This is a genomic window from Paracoccus yeei ATCC BAA-599 (genome assembly GCF_000622145.1).
Classification (GTDB): Bacteria; Pseudomonadota; Alphaproteobacteria; order Rhodobacterales; family Rhodobacteraceae; genus Paracoccus; species Paracoccus yeei.
This window is the reverse complement of the sequence record NZ_JHWH01000001.1, coordinates 21,447-38,284: the sequence shown is the minus strand read 5'-3', so window position 1 is coordinate 38,284 and position 16,838 is coordinate 21,447. Positions and strand designations below refer to the sequence as shown.

Sequence of the window (16,838 nt, the reverse complement as noted above, 5' to 3'; positions counted from 1 at the left end):
CGACCATGCGCCCCGGTTACGACGAATCGCCGCTTAACCCCGTGCCAGCCGTGGTCTGGGCCCTGGTGCTGCCGATGATCGCGGCCGAGGCGGTGTTCGGGCTGGCGCAACTGGGCTTTGTCGGCGGCGGCGCACCGGGGACGGGCCTTGCCATGCGCCAGATCGCGGTCGAGCGCACCGCCTATATCCCCGACCTGCTGCTGCGGCTGTGGCAGATGCGGGTGTTCCTGTGGGATCAAAGCTGGCGCATCCTGAGCTATTCCTTTGTCCACCTGTCGCTGATGCACGCGGTCTTTGTCATCGTCTTCACCCTGGCGCTGGGGAACCTGATCGCCAGCCAGTTCCGGGCTTGGGCGGTGATCGCGCTGTTCTTCGGCTCGGCGATCCTGGGGGCGCTGGTCTATACGCTGGTCGCGGGCCTGCTGCCGCAGTTCAACTTTCGCCCGCTGATCGGTGGCTATCCGGCGGTCTATGGGCTGGTCGGGGCCTTTACCTTCCTTTTGTGGACGCGGCTGGGTCAGGAAAACGCCAACCGGATGCGGGCATTCACCCTGATCGGGATGCTGCTGGCATTCCAGCTGGTGTTCGGCATCCTGTTCCAGGACGGCAACACCACCTGGATCGCCGAGGTGGCGGGCTTTGGGGCAGGCTTCGGGCTGTCCTTCGTGCTAATCCCCGGCGGCGTGGCGCGGGTGATGCGCCAGATCCGTCAGCGCTGACGCCGGAATCCGGCGCGCAGCTCTGACAGGCTGAAACCGCCCATCGCGACCAGCGCCACCCCATAGGACAGCATCCCCGCCAGGACCAGCGCGACCAGCGCCGGATAGCGCATGCCGGGCCGGTAAAGGAGATCGCCCAACCCGGCCATCACGCCCCACAGCGCGACCCCCATCACCGCCGACGCCGCCACGATGCGCGGCAGGCGGTGGCGCAGCCGGTCGTCAAAGGCCGCCGCCTCGCCATAGGCTCGGGTGCCGCGCCACAATTGCCAGGCCATGGTCCAGCCGGCGACGGTGGTGCCCAGTGCAGCGGCGGAAAACCCGATCAGCGGCGCCAGGCCCAGGGCCAGGACGGCGTTCACCGCCATGGACCACAGGGCAAAGCGGAACGGGCTTTTCGTGTCCTCGCGCGCGAAGTAAAGCGGCTGCAACACCTTTTGCAGGACAAAGGCCGGCAGGCCGACACCATAGATCGCCAGCGCCAGCGCGGTGGGCCCGACGTCAGATGCCAGGAATGCCCCGCGCTTGAACAGGACCCAGATCACCGGATAGGCCGCGACCACCAGCGCGACCGCCGCCGGCACGGTCAGGAACAGCGCGAATTCGGTGGCGCGGTTATAGGCGTGCCGGCCCCCGCCGGTATCCCCCGCCTTGAGCCGGCGCGAGATGTCGGGCAGCAGCACGATGCCGATGGCGATGCCGACGACGCCCAGCGGCAACTGATACAGCCGGTCGGCATAAGTCAGCCAGGCCACCGCGCCGTCAAAGAACGATCCGACCTGCTGTCCGACGATCAGGTTCAGCTGCACCACGCCGCCGGCCATCACCGCCGGAGTGGCGATCGCGACCAGCCGTTTCATTTCGGGCGACAGGCTTGGCCAGCGCAGGCGCAGCGGAAAGCCCATGCGCTTGGCCGCCCACCAGACGGTCAGGAACTGTGCGATGCCCGAGACGGGCGTGGACCAGGCCATCGCCCCGCCCATGTCCCAGCCGTTCAGGTCGGCCAGCAGCATGGCCGCGATCAGGATGACGTTCATCAGGACCGGCGCCGCCGCCGCCGCGACAAAGCGCCCGCCCGCGTTCAGCAGGCCCGACAGCAGCGCCGTCAGCGAGATGAACAGGATATAGGGAAAGCAGATCCGGCCATAGGTCACCGCCAGGTCGAACCGTTCGTCGCCCACAAAGCCCGCCGCCAGCGCAAAGACCAGCCAGGGCATGGTGAAATGCGCGATGACCGAGACCACCAGGACCACCGTGAACAGCCCCGAGAACGCTTCCTCGGCAAAGGCGCGCGGATCCTCTCCGGCCTCCAGCCGCTTTGCGAACATCGGCACGAAGGCGGTGTTGAACGCGCCTTCGGCAAAGAAGCGGCGGAACATGTTGGGCAGGCGGAAGGCGACGTTATAGGCCTCGGCCACAGGGCCTGCGCCCAGATAGGCCGCGATCATCAGGTCGCGCACCAGCCCCACCACGCGGCTGGCCAAAGTCCATGCCCCGACGGACAGGAACCCCCGGATAAGTCTGATCGGCTGCATGTCGGTCTTTTTTCTGTCCCTAGAACGCGCCGCCCAGCGGCCTTTCGGCTTTCTCGGCGCGCTCGGCGCCGTCCTTGATCGCCTTCTCGAGCTTCTTGCGCAAGGCTTCTCGCTTTTGCTGCTGGTGCAGCTTCAGCCCGAACATGTCCTTGACATAGAAGGTATCCACCACCTGCGCCCCGAAGGTCGCAATGACCGCGCTGGCGATCTGGATGTGGTTTTCGGCCAGCGTCCGCGTCAGATCGTAAAGCAGGCCGGGGCGGTCGCGGGTGTCGACCTCGACCACGGTGTAGACGTCGGACCCTTCGTTGTCGAAGGTGATATGGGTCGGAAAGCGAAAGGCGCTGTCGCGCTTTTTCGGCTTGTCGCGGCCGGCCAGCGCCTCGCGCGCGACGATCTCGCCGCCCAGGGTGCGTTCGATCATCTTGCGCAGGCGGGGCAGGCGCTCCACGTCATAGGGGTGGCCATCGCTGTCCTGAAGCCAGAAAACGGCCGTGGCGAAGCCGTCCTTGGTCGTATAGGTGCGCGCGTCCACCACATTGGCCCCGACCAGCGCCAGCGCGCCGGCCAGGCGCGAAAAGATGCCCGGATGGTCGGCCAGCACGAAGGCCGCGCGGGTCGCGTCGCGGTCGGTGTCGGGATGCAGGTCGATCCGGATTTCGTCGTCGCCCAGGCCCCGCAGCAGCTGGGCAAAGATGAACTGGGTCTCGGTGGGCAGGCTGGGCCAGTAATTGTCGTAATGGCGCGCAAGCTCGGCCTTGATCGCCTTGGGCTCCCACCCCTTGGCGGTCAGCAGATGCCGCAGGGACCGCTTGGCCTCGCCGGTGCGCCGGTCGCGGTTCAGCTCCTCCAGCCCGTTTTTCAGCGCGCGTTCGGTTTCCGAATGCAGCTTGCGCAGCAAGGCCGCCTTCCAGTTGTTCCAGGTGCCGGGGCCGACGCCGCGGATGTCGCAGACCGTCAGCACGGTCAGCAGGTCCAGCCGCTTGGTCGTCTTGACCAGCTTGGCAAAGTCGCGCAGCGTGCGCGGGTCGCTGATGTCGCGTTTCTGCGCCACGTCCGACATCAGCAGGTGGTTGCGCACCAGCCATTCGATGGTCTCGATCTCCTCGGCCGGCAGACCGAAGCGGGTGCAGACCCGCCGCGCCAGCCGCGCACCCAGGATCGAGTGATCCTCGGCCCGGCCCTTGCCGATGTCGTGCAGCAGCACCGCCAGATAGATGACGCGGCGGTTGATCTTGCCCTTCATGATGCGGCTGACGGTGGGCAGGTCGTCCAGCTGTTCGCCGCGCTCGATCTCGGACAGGGCGGCGACGCATTGGATCAGGTGCTCGTCCACCGTGTAATGGTGATAGACGTTGAACTGCATCATCGCCACGACCGGCGCGAATTCGGGGATGAAAGCGCCCAAGAGGCCCAGTTCGTTCATCCGCCTGAGCGAGCGTTCGGGGTTCCCGTGCTTCAGCAGCAGGTCCAGGAAGATGCGCACCGCCTCGGGGTCCTGGCGCAGGTGGTCGTCGATCAGGTCCAGGTTCGCCGCCACCGTGCGCATGGCGTCGGAATGCAGCAGAAGGCCCGTGCGCAGCGCCTCCTGGAACAGGCGCAGGATGTTCAGGGGATCGGACAGGAACTGGCGTTCGTCGGCATAGTTCAGCCGTCCCCGGTCCACGCTGAAGCCTGCCGCGACCCGCTTGCGCCGGCTGAGCCAGCCCTTGAGGATCGGCGCCTTGTAGAGATGCCGATCCTCGAGCGCGACCAGGAAGACGCGGGTCAGTTCGCCCACGCGGGTTGCGTGCAGGAAGTAATGCTGCATGAAGATTTCGACCGCCCGCCGTCCGCCCTGGTCGCGATAGCCCATGGCGCGCGCCACCTCGACCTGCATGTCGAAGGTCAGCTGATCGGTCGGCCGCCCGGACAGCAGGTGCAGGTGGCAGCGCACCGCCCACAGGAAATCCTCGGCCTGCCAGAAGGTCAGGTGTTCGTCGCGGGTGAAGAAGCCCAGTTCCACCAGTTCGGCCGCCCGGTCGACGCGGTGGATGTATTTCGCGATCCAGTACAGGGTCTGCAGGTCGCGCAGGCCGCCCTTGCCCTCTTTCACGTTGGGTTCCAGGACATAGCGCTGCCCGCCCTGGCGGCGGTGGCGTTCGGCCCGCTCGGTCAGCTTGGCCTCGATGAATTCGGGGACCGAGTTGTCGAACAGGTCGCTCCACAGCCGGTCGCGCAGGGTTTCGGCGGTCGCGGCATGGCCGCAGACCAGGCGATGCTCCAGCAGGCTGGTGCGGATGGTGATGTCGCCCCCGCCCAGCCGGATGCAATCGTCGATGGTGCGGGTGGACTGGCCGACCTTCAGCTTCAGGTCCCACAGCATGTAAAGCATGGATTCTACCACGCTTTCGGCCCAGCCGGTAATTTTCCAGGGGGTCAGGAACAGCAGGTCCACGTCCGACTGCGGCGCCATCTCGGCACGGCCATAGCCGCCGATGGCCAGCACGGCCAGCTTTTCGGCGTCCGTGGGCGTGGTGTTCGGATGCAGGATGGTGGTGGCGACATGGTGGACCGCCACCACCGTCGCATCGGTCAGGCTGGCGATGGCGCGCACCGTTTCCCGCGCCGCGCGGGGGTGCGAGCGGAAGCCCGTCACGATGTCGGCCATGGCATCGGCGCGCGCTTGGGCCAGGATCTGGACGGTCAGGCTGCGCACCGTGCGCGCGTCTGGCGCCTCGGCCAGCCGGCGGCTGAGTTCGGGCAGGAAGACCTCGGGCGTGAAAAGGGCGTGCGCCCCGGGCAGGGCCGGGGCGCTTTGCGGCAGGCGGTCAGCGGTCTCGGCCAAGGTCAGAACCCGAATCCGCCGAAGCTGCTGGGGGCCGGGTCAAGGATCTGGACCTGGCCGTTCAGAATCGTGGCGACTGCCAGAGCGCGTTCGTTGGTGCCGTCGCGCTTCAGCCGGAAGGCGCCGGTGATGCCGGCAAAGCCTGCGTTCTGGGTCAGCCCCGCGGTGGTCAGGGCGTTGCGCTTGCCCGCGCGCGCCAGCGCGGCGATCGCCGCGACCCCGTCATAGGCCAGCGAGCCCAGTTCATGCGGCGCCTCGCCATAGGCGGAGCGATAGCGTTGGTCGAATTGTGCCTTCATCCGGGTGTCCGGCAGGGCGAACCAGCCGCCCTGGACGCCGCGCAGCGCAAGCCGCGAGGCGGGCGTGTCCCAGCGCGTCAGTCCCATCATCTGGACCGAGGCCGAGGTGACGCCGGCATCCGCCAGCTTGTCCGTCAGATAGGGCAGGACGGCGCCCTGGTTCGCCGTCAGGAACACGGCATCCACATTGCCCGACAGGGCCGCCTGGGCCACGTTCGGCACCACGCCGTCGATGCCCTGCCGGGACAGCGGATGGACCGCCGTGCCGGCCAGGGTCGCGCGGTTGGCCTGGATCGCGCGCTGGATCGCCGCGCTGCCGATCTGGCCCGCCGCATCGTCCTCGGCCACGACCAGGATGCGGCGCTTGCCGTTGGCGACGGCATGGCGCACCAGCCGGTTCGCGACGTTGTCGAAGGTGTTGCCCAGGACGAAGACATTGCCCCCGGCGATGTCGGCATTGTTCGAGAAGGACAGGACGTTGATCCCGCGCGGCGCCATGGCATTGCCGACCGCATTGGCGCTGTCGGCGAACAGCGGCCCCAGAATGATCTTGGCGCCCTCGTCCGCAGCCTGGGTGGCGCGGGCGACGGCCGTGCCCGGCTCGGACCCCGAATCGTAGATGCGCAGGTCGATGCGCGCGCCTTGGGCGTCGGCGGCGGCCATCTTGGCGGCATTGCTCAGCGACCGCGCCAGCCAGTCCAGGTCGGCGCTGCCGGTCCCGCCCGGCACCAGAAGCGCCACCGGGACGGGCTGCGACGGGTCGATGGTCTGGCCGGTCGAACCGCCGGTGCCGGCCGTCTCGAGCGGCTGACAGGCCGCCAGCACCACGGCCGAGGCCATGGCGGCGATGCGGGCGAAGGGGCGGCGCAAGTCGATAAGGCCGCGGATCGTGGTCTTGGCGGTCATGTCGTGATTCCCTGTCCCTTGGGGGCTTGAAGCTTAACCTTTGCAGGTTATTGGCATAACCGTGGGATGGCAACGTGCCCGGCCGGGCACGCGGACAGGAAGGGAACAGCATCATGGGCACCGGCACTGGCGACGAGGGGCAGGGCGGAGCAAGCCCTGCGCGGACGGTCCCGCTGACGATCCAGGCCGACCGGCCCGAAGCGGCCCTGCATCTCGTGGCCACTCCCATCGGCGCGGCGCGCGACATCACGCTGCGCGCGCTGGACGTGCTGAATGCGGCCGACGTGCTGGCCGCCGAGGACACGAGGAACTTGCGCCACCTTCTTGATATCCATGGCATTCCGGTCAGGGGGCGGCGGCTGATCGCCTATCACGATCACAATGCCGACCGAACCCGGCCTGCAATTCTCGCGGCGCTGCGCGAGGGGCTTTCGGTGGCCTATGCCTCGGATGCGGGGACGCCGCTGGTGGCCGACCCGGGCTATCGCCTGGCGCGGGACGTGGCCGAGGCGGGGCTGATCGTGCGTGCGCTGCCCGGACCCTCGGCGGCGCTGGCCGGGCTCAGCGTCTCGGGGCTGCCGAGCGACCGTTTCCTGTTCGTGGGCTTCCCACCCTCGGCCCAGGGCGCGCGCCGGAAATGGATCGAAAGCTGGCTGGGGATCGAAGCGACGGTCATCGCCTTCGAAAGCCCGAGGCGCGTTAAGCAACTGTTGGGAAATTTGTGCGAACTTGAGGCGAACAGGTCTACGGTGATCTGCAGGGAACTGACCAAACGGTTCGAGGAAGTGATGCGCGGGACGGCCGAGGAACTGATGCAGCGGATACCCGACGAAGGGCTGCGGGGCGAGATCGTCGTCCTGTTCGGTCACCCTCCGCAGAAGGAGGTGGGCGAAGACGATCTGCGCCACGCCCTGTCCGACCTGCCCGCCGACCTGCCGGTGAAAGAGGCGGCGGCGCGGATCGCCGCCCGCTTCGGTCTGCCGCGCCGCGACGTCTATGCCCTTGCCCTGGCCATCAGGAAGGAAAACCAATGATCGCAGCTGATTCCAGGGTCGATGCCGGGCAGCGGGAACGGGGGCGGATCGCCCATTCGGCCGGCTTGATGGGTGAAGATTCGGTCAGCCGCTCGTACCTCGAACGGGGCTATACGCTGCTTGCCAGCCGCTGGCGGACGCGCTCTGGCGAAATCGACCTGATCATGCGGCGGGGCGACGAGTATGTCTTTGTCGAGGTCAAGAAGGCGGCGCGGCACGGCTATGCCGCGGAACGCATCAGCCGCCGGCAGATGGACCGCATCTGCAATGCCGCCCTGGAGTTCTGCGCCGAGATGGCGCAGGGGTTGATGACGCTGATGCGCTTCGATGCGGCGCTGGTGGACCAGTTTGGCCGGGTCGAGGTCATCGAGAACGCCTTCGGCGCCGCCTGATCGGGCGCTTGCAAAGCCGGGCAGGGCGGGCGACAACACCTGCCGAACAAGGCCGGAGTCGATAGCATGAGTCTTTATGTGGCCCTTCAGATGGACCCGATCGAGCATGTCTCGATCACGGGCGACAGCACCTTTCGCCTGGGGCTCGAGGCCGAGGCGCGGGGACATAGACTGTTCCAGTACACAGCCGACCAGCTTGCCTATGACGAAGGCCGCATCGTCGCGCGCGGCCGTCCGGTGACGCTGCGCCGCGAACAGGGCAACCATGTGACCTTCGGCGACTGGGCCGAGGTCGAGCTGGGCCAGTTCGACGTGGTCTGGCTGCGTCAGGATCCGCCCTTCGACATGGGCTATATCACCAACACCCATCTGCTGGAACGGGCGGGCCGGGAAACCCTGGTGGTCAACGATCCCTTCTGGGTTCGCAACTGCCCCGAAAAGCTGCTGGTGCTGGACTTTCCCGACCTTACACCGCCGACCGTCATCACCCGCGACCTGGCGCGCATCAAGGCGTTCCGCGCGCGCCACGGCGAAATCATCATCAAGCCGCTTTACGGCAACGGCGGGGCGGGCATCTTTCACCTGCGCGACGGCGACCCGAACCTGTCCGCGCTGATCGAGACCTTCTCGGGCATGAACCGCGAACCGGTGATCGCGCAGAAATACCTGCCTGCCGTGGTCAAGGGCGACAAGCGCATCATCCTGGTCGACGGCGTGCCCGTGGGCGCCATCAACCGTGTCCCGGCCGAGGGCGAGGCCCGGTCGAACATGCATGTCGGCGGCCGGCCCGAAAAGATCGGCCTGACCGAGCGCGAGCGCGAGATCTGCGCGATCATCGGGCCCGTCCTGCGCGACAAGGGCCTGGTCTTTACCGGTATCGACGTGATCGACGGCTGGCTGACCGAGATCAACGTGACCTCTCCGACCGGCATCCAGGAGTTGGAGCGCTTCGACGGCATCAATGCCGCCGCGCTGATCTGGGACGCTGTCGAACGCCGGCTTGCCGCCCGCTGATCGGCTGTTCCGGGCCCTTCCAAGCTTTAGCCGCTTCACGATGAAGCGCGCATCCCGCCCGGCCTGGAACCCCAGGGCGGCGCGCGGGTTTGCCTTTCATCAAGGCAACATGCTTGAGCGAAAGGAACCGCCATGAACTGGGATATCGTCGAGGGCAAGTGGGACCAATTCAAGGGCTCGGTCAAGGAAAAGTGGGGCGACCTGACCGATGACGAACTGACCGAGATGGCCGGTCGGCGCGACAAGCTCTCGGGCAAGCTGCAGGAACGCTACGGCTGGACCAAGGACGATGCCGAGCACCAGATAGACAGCTTTTTCCGCGATAAGGTCTGACGACGGACCGGCTGGCTCTCGGCTATCGCGACAAAAGGTGCTAAGGTCGGGTCCCGGACCTCCGGGGCCTTTTTTCATCGCCGCCTGCAGGAACAGATTGAGAACCGACGGACCATTGAACCCCGCGCCAGCCATTCCTATCTTGTCCGGGAGCAGAGGGCCTGCGCTGCTGATCCCGGGGCCACGTCTTCTGGCTAGAAAGGATTGATTCCATGAATGAATTCGCCCAGACCACCCATCCGGTCCTGCCCTTGCGGGACATCGTGGTGTTCCCGCACATGATCGTGCCGCTGTTCGTGGGACGCGAGAAATCCGTCCGCGCGCTTGAGGCGGTGATGGAGCAGGACCGCCCGATTCTGCTGGCCGCGCAAAAGGATGCCGCCGTGGATGAGCCCGCGGCCGATGGAATTTTCCGCACCGGCGTACTGGCCAATGTCCTGCAACTGCTGAAATTGCCTGACGGCACCGTCAAGGTGCTGGTCGAAGGACGCGAACGCGTGCGCGTCACGCGCTTTGTCGACAATGACGACTATTTCGAGGCTGCCTGCGAACCCCTGGCCGAGGTCGAGGGCGACGCCGACACCCGCACCGCGCTGACCCGCGCCGTAGCCGAGGAGTTCGAGCGTTACGTCAAGGTGCGCAAGAACATCCCCGAGGAAGTTGTCTCGGCCGTCGCGGAAACCCGCGATCCAGCGCGCCTGGCCGACCTGGTCAGCGGGCACCTGGGCATCGCGCTGGACAAGAAGCAGGAACTGCTGGAGACGCTCGACACCGCCGAGCGGCTGGAGAAGGTCTATGGCCTGATGCAGGGCGAAATGTCCGTCCTGCAGGTCGAGAAGAAGATCAAGTCGCGCGTCAAGACCCAGATGGAGAAGACCCAGCGCGAATACTATCTGAATGAGCAGATGAAGGCCATTCAGAAGGAGTTGGGCGATGGCGAGGATGGCAGCAACGAGCTGACCGAGCTGGAAGAAAAGATTGCGGCGACCCAGTTCAGCAAGGAGGCCCGCGAAAAGGCCGAGGCCGAGCTGAAGAAGCTGAAGTCGATGTCGCCGATGTCGGCCGAGGCCACCGTCAGCCGCAACTATCTGGACTGGCTGCTGAGCCTGCCGTGGGGCGTGAAGTCGCGCACCCGCAAGGACCTCGCCAAGGCCGAACAGGTGCTGGACGCCGACCATTATGGTCTGGAGAAGGTCAAGGAACGGATTATCGAGTATCTGGCGGTGCAGAACCGCTCTGCCAAGCTGAAGGGTCCGATCCTGTGCCTCGTCGGCCCTCCGGGCGTCGGCAAGACCTCGCTGGGACGGTCCATGGCCAAGGCGATGGGTCGTGAATTCATCCGCATCAGCCTGGGCGGCGTGCGCGACGAATCCGAGATCCGCGGCCACCGCCGGACCTATATCGGCTCGATGCCAGGCAAGATCATCCAGGCACTGAAGAAGGCCAAGACGACCAACCCGCTGATCCTGCTGGATGAGATCGACAAGATGGGGCAGGATTTCCGGGGTGACCCGGCCAGCGCCATGCTGGAGGTCCTGGACCCCGAACAGAACGCGACCTTCGTGGACCACTATCTTGAGGTGGAATACGACCTGTCGAACGTGATGTTCGTGACCACGGCCAACAGCTACAACATGCCCGGCCCGCTGCTGGACCGGATGGAGATCATCTCTCTGGCCGGCTACACCGAGGACGAGAAGCGCGAGATCGCGCGCCAGCACCTGCTGCCCAAGCAGATCGCGGCGAATGGCCTGCGCAAGGGCGAATTCTCGGTGACTGACGAGGCGCTGACCCATGTGATCCGCTATTACACGCGGGAAGCCGGGGTGCGCTCGCTGGAGCGGGAAATCGCGAAGCTCGCCCGCAAGGCGGTGACCGAGATCCTGAAGGGCAAGGTAAAGTCCGTCGAAGTGACGCCCGAGAAGGCCGAGGAATACCTGGGCGTGCGTCGCCACCGCTATGGCCTGGCCGAAAAGGACGATCAGGTCGGCGTGGTGACGGGTCTGGCCTGGACTCAGGTTGGCGGCGATCTCTTGCAGATCGAAGCGCTTAAGCTTCCGGGCAAGGGCCGGATGAAGACGACCGGGAAACTGGGCGACGTGATGAAGGAATCGATTGACGCCGCATCGAGCTACGTCCGCTCGATCGCGCCGCAGATCGGGGTCAAGCCGCCCAAGTTCGACACGATCGACATCCACGTCCACGTTCCCGACGGCGCGACGCCCAAGGACGGACCGTCGGCGGGGCTGGCGATGGTCACGTCCATCGTGTCGGTGCTGACGCAGATCCCGGTGCGCAAGGACATCGCCATGACCGGCGAGGTTTCGCTGCGCGGCAATGCGATGGCCATCGGCGGGCTCAAGGAAAAGCTGCTGGCCGCGCTGCGGGGCGGCATCAAGACGGTGCTGATCCCGGTCGATAACGAAAAGGACCTGGCCGACATCCCGGCCAACGTCAAGGAAGGGCTCAAGATCATTCCGGTCAGCCATGTGCGCGAAGTTCTGAAGCACGCGCTGGTGCGGATGCCCGAGCCCATCGAATGGGACGAAGCGGCCGAGGAGGCCGCGGCCGAGGCCAGTCGCCTGGCCGCGATCCGCGGCCCCGGCAGCGGGGCGGCAGTCGCCCATTGACAAGGATGGCCGCGCGAAGCAATTCGCGCGGCTTTTTTTACAAGGTGCCGCAGGAGGTCGCATGGCGAAGGGCCGTGATGCAGAACCGGTGAAAGGCAGGACCGCGCGCCCGGCCGGCAAGGCCCGGGGCAGGCGGGGCGAGGACCCCGGTGCCGCGCGCGTCTTGCAGAAGCGCCAGTTCGTCAGCCATGTGGCCGCGCGCGCGGGAATGCGGTCGGCCCAGGTCAAGGACATCGTCGAGGCGACCCTGGCCGAATTGGGCGAAGCCATCGCCTCGGGGCAGACCTTGGCCCTGCCGCCCTTGGGGCGCGCCCGCATCAACCGGCAGCGCGACGTGTCGGGGGCCGAGGTCATCGTCCTGCGTCTGCGCCGCCGCCAACGCGACCTGGCCGACGGCATTGAGGACGACGACGATTAGGGGTTTTTCCCTCTTGCAGCCCGTTCGCGCTGCGGCTATCTAGCGCGAACCGGGCGATTAGCTCAGCGGTAGAGCGCTTCGTTCACATCGAAGATGTCAGCGGTTCAAATCCGTTATCGCCCACCATTACTCCCCCAGCAAACGCTAGAAATGCCTTGTTTTGCTGGGGATATTCCTTTTTGCTGTTACAAACCATGTTACAAAGCGGGTGTGTGACGGCTGGCGCGCAACGATACCTTCTGAACCGAAACGGCAGATCTTCGCCAGGTTGGTGGTGCCCCGAGAGTTACGCGTCATCGCCGGCAAGACGGAACTAGGCGCGCCCTTGGGGCCGGATCGCCGAACCGCCATGAAGCTGTCAATCGGCATCCAAACGTGGGTCTGACTCAAAGTTGGTGCATTTTCCGGTTTACGCCGGGGCGAGGAGCCTTGCTCTGAGCAGATCGATGTTGGCGCGGCCATACATCTGGCGTTTGAGGGTCTTCAGCCGATTGATCTGCCCCTCTGTCTGCCCGTTCGACCAAGGTTCGCGCAGGGCGGCGGCAACGGCGGCGCAGTCGCTGCGGAGGCCACGGGCAAAGGAAGCAATCATGCTGTCTGCCGCCTCATCGAGCCAGCTGGCCAAGACATCCTCACGCCCGTTTCAAACCATATCCGTGAACCTGTCGGTGAGCGCCCGGGCGGTCGCAAGGGCTGGCGATGCCGCTTCGATCTGCGCGACCTGAAGCGCATCGGCTCTGGAGAGGTGATCCCGCCCAATGGTCATGAGCCGGGCAATCCTACGGGCGGGTGGTGACTTGCCTGTCCCATTTGGCACAGCTTGCCCGGCGCGGCGCTGGCGTGTCGCCCATTCTCCGACGACCCGAAGACTGCCGCGGAAACCATCGGCTCTGAGGCGGCGCCAAAGTTCGGCGCCATTCCGGCAGCCGCCGCTCCATTCCCGTTCCAGTCGCGGCAGCCAGGGTGTCAGGCTGCTTTCGCGGATGCGGAACACATCTTCGCGTTCCCCACGCAGGATTTGACGAACGAGTTTTCGGCTGAGACCAGTCGAGCGGACGATGCGCTTGATGGGCAATCCCTCACCGGCCATCTTCCGCACCATCCGATTGGTCTGCTGGCGGTGCCGAAAGCCCTCGTATTGCAGCCTTTCCGCCGCCGTCAGCAGAGTTGTAAATGCTGGATCAACTTTTCCCAGAAGTGCTGGCGCAAAATTCCCCACTTTACGGGTTTGGCGATCAGCCTTGCAGGTGATGGGCGCCTCCATTTCTGGGCGGCCGACCACGGCGCTTTGGCGGCGGCGGCGGAGTGATTGCGGCATGTGAGCGGGTGTGTTCCGGGATCAGATCGGCATGCGCCCGCAGGCGGTAGCTGGCCCCTTCGATCTGGATGACGACAGCGTGATGCAGCAGCCGATCCAGAAGTGCGGTCGCGACCACGGGATCCCCGAAGATCTCGCCCCATTCGGCAAAGCCGCGATTGGAGGTCAGGATCATGGCACCCTTTTCATAGCGGGCATTGACGAGTTGGAAGAACAGGTTGGCCCCGCCCGTGGTGATGGGCAGGTAGCCGATCTCGTCGACGATCAGCAGGGAGGCCCGGGCATGGAAGCGGATTTTTTCGGGGAGACGTCCCTCTCGCTCGGCCTTGGCCAAGGCCTCGATCAGCTCTGCGAGGGTGCAGCGATAGACGCTTCGCCCGGTCTTCACGGCGGCAACGCCGGTGGCTGTGGCAAGGTGGGATTTCCCCGTCCCAGGCGGACCGAGGAAGTGCAGGACCTCCGCACGGCGGATGAACTCGAGCTGAGCGAGTGCCATGATGCGGTTCCGGTCAAGCGACGGCTGGAAGGAGAAGTCGAAGCTTTCCATCGTCTTGATCGGCATCAGGCGGGCGGTGCGCAGGGCAACGCCGATGCGGCGACCTTCGCGCAGGCTCAGTTCCTCGGCCAGGAGTTCGTCGATGGCCTCGATGGCGCTGATCTCGCCCTTCTCCAGCCGGCTGAGGATCTGATCCAGCGTCTCGAGGGCGCGGGCCATGTGAAGGCAGACCAGGCTCTGGCGGATCCTCTCGATGACCGGGATCATGGGCGATGCTCCGGCGCGCCTGCCAAACGCTGTCCGACTGCCTCGTAGAAGGCCAAGGGTCGGCGGGCGACCGCAGCCTCGGTCACGGATGGCAGTCGCAGGGCGCGCTGCGCGGTCAGGACCGGCTTGCGATGGCTGGGATCGACCCGGCGCTGGTTCTTGCCTTCCAGCACCGGGTGGCTGGCGATCAATGCGCCATCCTCGAAGATCCTGACCTCGGCAGGGTGGTTCTGGACCTCGACGATGCGCCGCCGGGTGGTGTCGGGAACGCTGTATTGGTTGCCGCCCACGGCGACCATGCCTTCCTGGCTGATCCGCCGCTCGACGGTCAGAACCGCCTCATAGGGACGGGGCGGCAGGGGCAGCAGCTGGGGGCGTTCTTCCTCAAAATGCGCGTCCACGATCTTCTGGGTCGTGGCATGCAGACGGGGATTGGCGATGGTCAGGCGCCATTCATCGAATTGGGCGTTCAGATCGTCGAGATCCTGGAAGCTGCGGCCGAGGAAGAAGTCCTGCCGCACATAGCGGAAGGGCCGCTCGACCTTGCCCTTGGTTTTGGCCCGGTAGGGCTGGCAGGCCCGGGGCGCCGAATCGTAATGCCCCAGCAAGGCCACCAGGGACGCGTTGTAGGTCACCACCCCCGCAGCATCTTCGCCGATGACGGCGGTCTTCATCCGATCATAGAGTATCTCGCGACAGACCCCGCCCATGGCGTCGAATGCGGCGATGTGGCAGCGCATCACCGTTTCCAGCGTCTGGTTCGGGCAGAACCGTCCCCAGAGCCAGCGGCTGTGCCCGAGCACCATGCTGAACAGCCAGACCTTGCGCAGGATGCCCGGCTCGACGGCGAATTCCACCTGGAACTCGGCAAAATCGACCTGCGCCTGTTGGCCCGGCGCCGTCTCGAAGCGCCGCTCGAATTGCCTTGGGGCGGCGGGCCGGATCAGCCGCAGATATTCCGTCAGCGAGGAATAGGCGCCCTTATAGCCCATCGCCCGGACCTCTCGATGCAGCCTGCGCGCCGAGAGACCCGGAAAGGCCTCGACTCGTTCGGAAAGATAGGCCCTGAATTGCTCCGCCAGTCGTTCACCCCGGGCGCGCGGGCCATAGACCGGCGCCTCGAGCCCCTGGGCGAGATACTTCCGGACCGTCTTGCGATCGAGCCCGGTCTGTCGCGCAATCGCGCTGACTCCAAGCCCTTGCCGCCTCAACTCCAAGATCATCACAATCTCCCTCAATCGAACCACCTGCGCGCCTTTCCCATGGCATCAGCAGGGGGAATTCTGCGCTTCCGATGATCCGGGGGGCATGCCCCCCGGATCATCGGCAAAAGCGAAGGACTGGGGATTTTTCATCCAGCCGTTTTGGGAGATTACGGCCAGCACTCACAAAGATCACCAATTGCCAGATCGGGGTCTTCGCCGCTTATGTTTCACGTCATGGACATGCCTTCATCGACCGGACGCTCTATCTGCCGAAGGCTTGGGCGGGCGACCCCGAACGGCGCCGCAAGGCGCATGTGCCGCAGGAACTCGGCTTCGCCACCAAACCCCGCGATCGCGCGCAACATGATCGAGCGCGCGCTGGCAGCAGAGGTGCCGTTTTCCTGGGTGGCGGCGGACAGCGTCTATGGGGTCGGCGATATCGAGATGGCGCTGCGGCGTGCCGGCAAGGGATATTTGCTTGGGGTCAGCGCAAAGCATTGGTTCAACTCTTGGGACAAACCTTGTGCCGTCGCCGGAACCGCGAAGGATATCGCCGCAGACCTGCCCCCGCATGCCTGGCGACGCCTGTCCGCTGGCACGGGCACGAAGGGAGAGCGTCTCCATGACTGGGCCTATATCGAACTCGCCGATCTCGATGCCGCGGATTTCGACGCGGATTTCGGCAGACTCTGGACCTGAGGTCTGCTGATCCGCCGCAATATCTCTGACGGCGATCTGGCCTTCTTTCGATCTGGTGTCCGCAGGGCACGTCTATGGAAACACTGGTGCGGGTGGAGGAGCACCGATGGGCGATCGAGGACAGCTTCGAGACCGCGAAGAACGAGCTGGGCCTCGATCACAACGAGACGCGCTCGTGGCACGGCTGGCACTGCCATGTTTCCCTGGTCATGCTGGCCTTCGCCATGATGGCCGTCATCCGCCATCATGCCAATGCCGCGCCGCCCCCAAAAATGATGCGCAGGACCCATCGCCACCCCTGATCCGATGGTCTGTCCAGGAAATCCACCCCATCGCCAATCGCATGGCACAGCGTCAAATCTAGCCCGCACAGATCATCGCGTGGTCGCTGTGGCGAAGGGCGCATCAGGCCGCCGCAAGACAGGCTCATATCAAACCGAAAACGCAACCGTAATGCTAGAGTCAGGGCTCACAACCCATAGATGACGGTTGCGGCGAGAGCGCAGGCTGAGAGGAACAGGATCGGGCAGCGGTCGTATCGGATTGCGATCCGCCGCCAATCCTTGAGGCGTGCGAACATGTTCTCGATCCGGTGACGCAGGCGATAGATGCTGGCGTCGTGCGGGATCGGGGCCTTGCGGCCGGTGCGGGAGGGGATGCACGGCGAAATGCCCCTCTCGATCAGCGCGTTGCGGAACCAGTCGGCGTCATGGCCCCGGTCTGCAAGCAACGCCCCGGCCGAGGGG

General features: G+C 65.6%; 14 protein-coding genes, 1 tRNA gene and 2 pseudogenes. 9 read left to right on the top strand and 8 right to left on the bottom strand.

Features of this window, described 5'->3' with window-relative positions; all coding sequences use genetic code 11:
- The first annotated feature begins 5 nt into the window (after window positions 1–5).
- Entirely contained in the window at window positions 6–719 is a 714-nt protein-coding gene (locus BU28_RS0100175) for a rhomboid family intramembrane serine protease (protein WP_028717637.1), read from the top strand.
- On the opposite strand, the gene murJ is transcribed toward BU28_RS0100175, so the two are convergent.
- The 3 genes from murJ to BU28_RS0100160 are packed head-to-tail and all read right to left on the bottom strand — an operon-like array spanning window position 710 to window position 6,286.
- Window positions 710–2,254, bottom strand: a complete 1,545-nt coding sequence (gene murJ, locus BU28_RS0100170) for a murein biosynthesis integral membrane protein MurJ (RefSeq protein ID WP_028717636.1) — start codon at window positions 2,252–2,254, stop codon at window positions 710–712. The genes BU28_RS0100175 and murJ overlap by 10 nt on opposite strands.
- Before the next feature lie 19 nt (window positions 2,255–2,273).
- Window positions 2,274–5,081 (bottom strand): [protein-PII] uridylyltransferase, encoded by a 2,808-nt coding sequence (locus tag BU28_RS0100165; protein ID WP_036761714.1) that lies wholly within the window; start codon window positions 5,079–5,081, stop codon window positions 2,274–2,276.
- Between the two features lie 2 nt (window positions 5,082–5,083).
- Complete coding sequence (locus tag BU28_RS0100160) at window positions 5,084–6,286, bottom strand: penicillin-binding protein activator (RefSeq protein WP_028717634.1); 1,203 nt, start codon at window positions 6,284–6,286, stop codon at window positions 5,084–5,086.
- 113 nt (window positions 6,287–6,399) lie between these two features.
- Here BU28_RS0100160 and rsmI point away from each other — a divergent pair, with 113 nt between their 5' ends.
- The 7 genes from rsmI to BU28_RS0100125 all read left to right on the top strand — a co-directional run bounded on the left by rsmI (window position 6,400) and on the right by BU28_RS0100125 (window position 12,233).
- A complete protein-coding gene (rsmI, locus tag BU28_RS0100155) occupies window positions 6,400–7,320 on the top strand; it encodes a 16S rRNA (cytidine(1402)-2'-O)-methyltransferase (RefSeq protein ID WP_081791236.1) in 921 nt (306 codons plus the stop codon).
- The gene (locus tag BU28_RS0100150) at window positions 7,317–7,712 is read left to right on the top strand and encodes a YraN family protein (RefSeq protein ID WP_051577648.1); all 396 of its coding nucleotides are present in this window, start codon (window positions 7,317–7,319) and stop codon (window positions 7,710–7,712) included. The genes rsmI and BU28_RS0100150 overlap by 4 nt, the downstream gene beginning before the upstream one ends.
- Before the next feature lie 66 nt (window positions 7,713–7,778).
- Complete coding sequence (gshB, locus tag BU28_RS0100145) at window positions 7,779–8,726, top strand: glutathione synthase (protein ID WP_028717631.1); 948 nt, start codon at window positions 7,779–7,781, stop codon at window positions 8,724–8,726.
- Between the two features lie 132 nt (window positions 8,727–8,858).
- Entirely contained in the window at window positions 8,859–9,059 is a 201-nt protein-coding gene (locus BU28_RS0100140; RefSeq protein ID WP_028717630.1) for a CsbD family protein, read from the top strand.
- Between the two features lie 212 nt (window positions 9,060–9,271).
- The gene (gene lon / locus BU28_RS0100135) at window positions 9,272–11,689 is read left to right on the top strand and encodes an endopeptidase La (RefSeq protein ID WP_028717629.1); all 2,418 of its coding nucleotides are present in this window, start codon (window positions 9,272–9,274) and stop codon (window positions 11,687–11,689) included.
- 61 nt (window positions 11,690–11,750) lie between these two features.
- Window positions 11,751–12,107: an HU family DNA-binding protein gene (locus BU28_RS24065; protein WP_081791235.1), complete on the top strand. Its 357-nt coding sequence runs from the start codon at window positions 11,751–11,753 to the stop codon at window positions 12,105–12,107.
- Between the two features lie 51 nt (window positions 12,108–12,158).
- Window positions 12,159–12,233, top strand: a tRNA-Val gene (locus tag BU28_RS0100125).
- A 283-nt stretch (window positions 12,234–12,516) separates the two neighbouring features.
- Here BU28_RS0100125 and BU28_RS26740 read toward each other — a convergent pair.
- The 4 genes and pseudogenes from BU28_RS26740 to istA all read right to left on the bottom strand — a co-directional run.
- Window positions 12,517–12,732, bottom strand: a pseudogene (locus tag BU28_RS26740) (transposase); the annotation flags it as partial.
- An 18-nt stretch (window positions 12,733–12,750) separates the two neighbouring features.
- On the bottom strand, window positions 12,751–13,371 hold the full coding sequence (locus BU28_RS26735) for a hypothetical protein (protein WP_423208177.1): 621 nt from the start codon (window positions 13,369–13,371) through the stop codon (window positions 12,751–12,753).
- Window positions 13,343–14,188 (bottom strand): IS21-like element helper ATPase IstB, encoded by an 846-nt coding sequence (gene istB, locus BU28_RS0100115; RefSeq protein WP_028717628.1) that lies wholly within the window; start codon window positions 14,186–14,188, stop codon window positions 13,343–13,345. Before istB ends, BU28_RS26735 begins: the two co-directional genes overlap by 29 nt.
- Window positions 14,185–15,435, bottom strand: coding sequence for an IS21 family transposase (gene istA, locus BU28_RS0100110; protein WP_036761711.1), 1,251 nt, complete (start codon window positions 15,433–15,435; stop codon window positions 14,185–14,187). Before istA ends, istB begins: the two co-directional genes overlap by 4 nt.
- A 143-nt stretch (window positions 15,436–15,578) precedes the next feature.
- On the opposite strand from istA, the pseudogene BU28_RS21660 reads away from it, so the two are divergent.
- Window positions 15,579–16,394 (top strand): annotated as a pseudogene (locus BU28_RS21660) (IS701 family transposase); the annotation flags it as partial.
- 167 nt (window positions 16,395–16,561) lie between these two features.
- Here BU28_RS21660 and BU28_RS0100090 read toward each other — a convergent pair.
- On the bottom strand, window positions 16,562–16,838 hold a 277-nt coding region (locus BU28_RS0100090), incomplete at its 5' end, for a transposase (protein ID WP_211254151.1).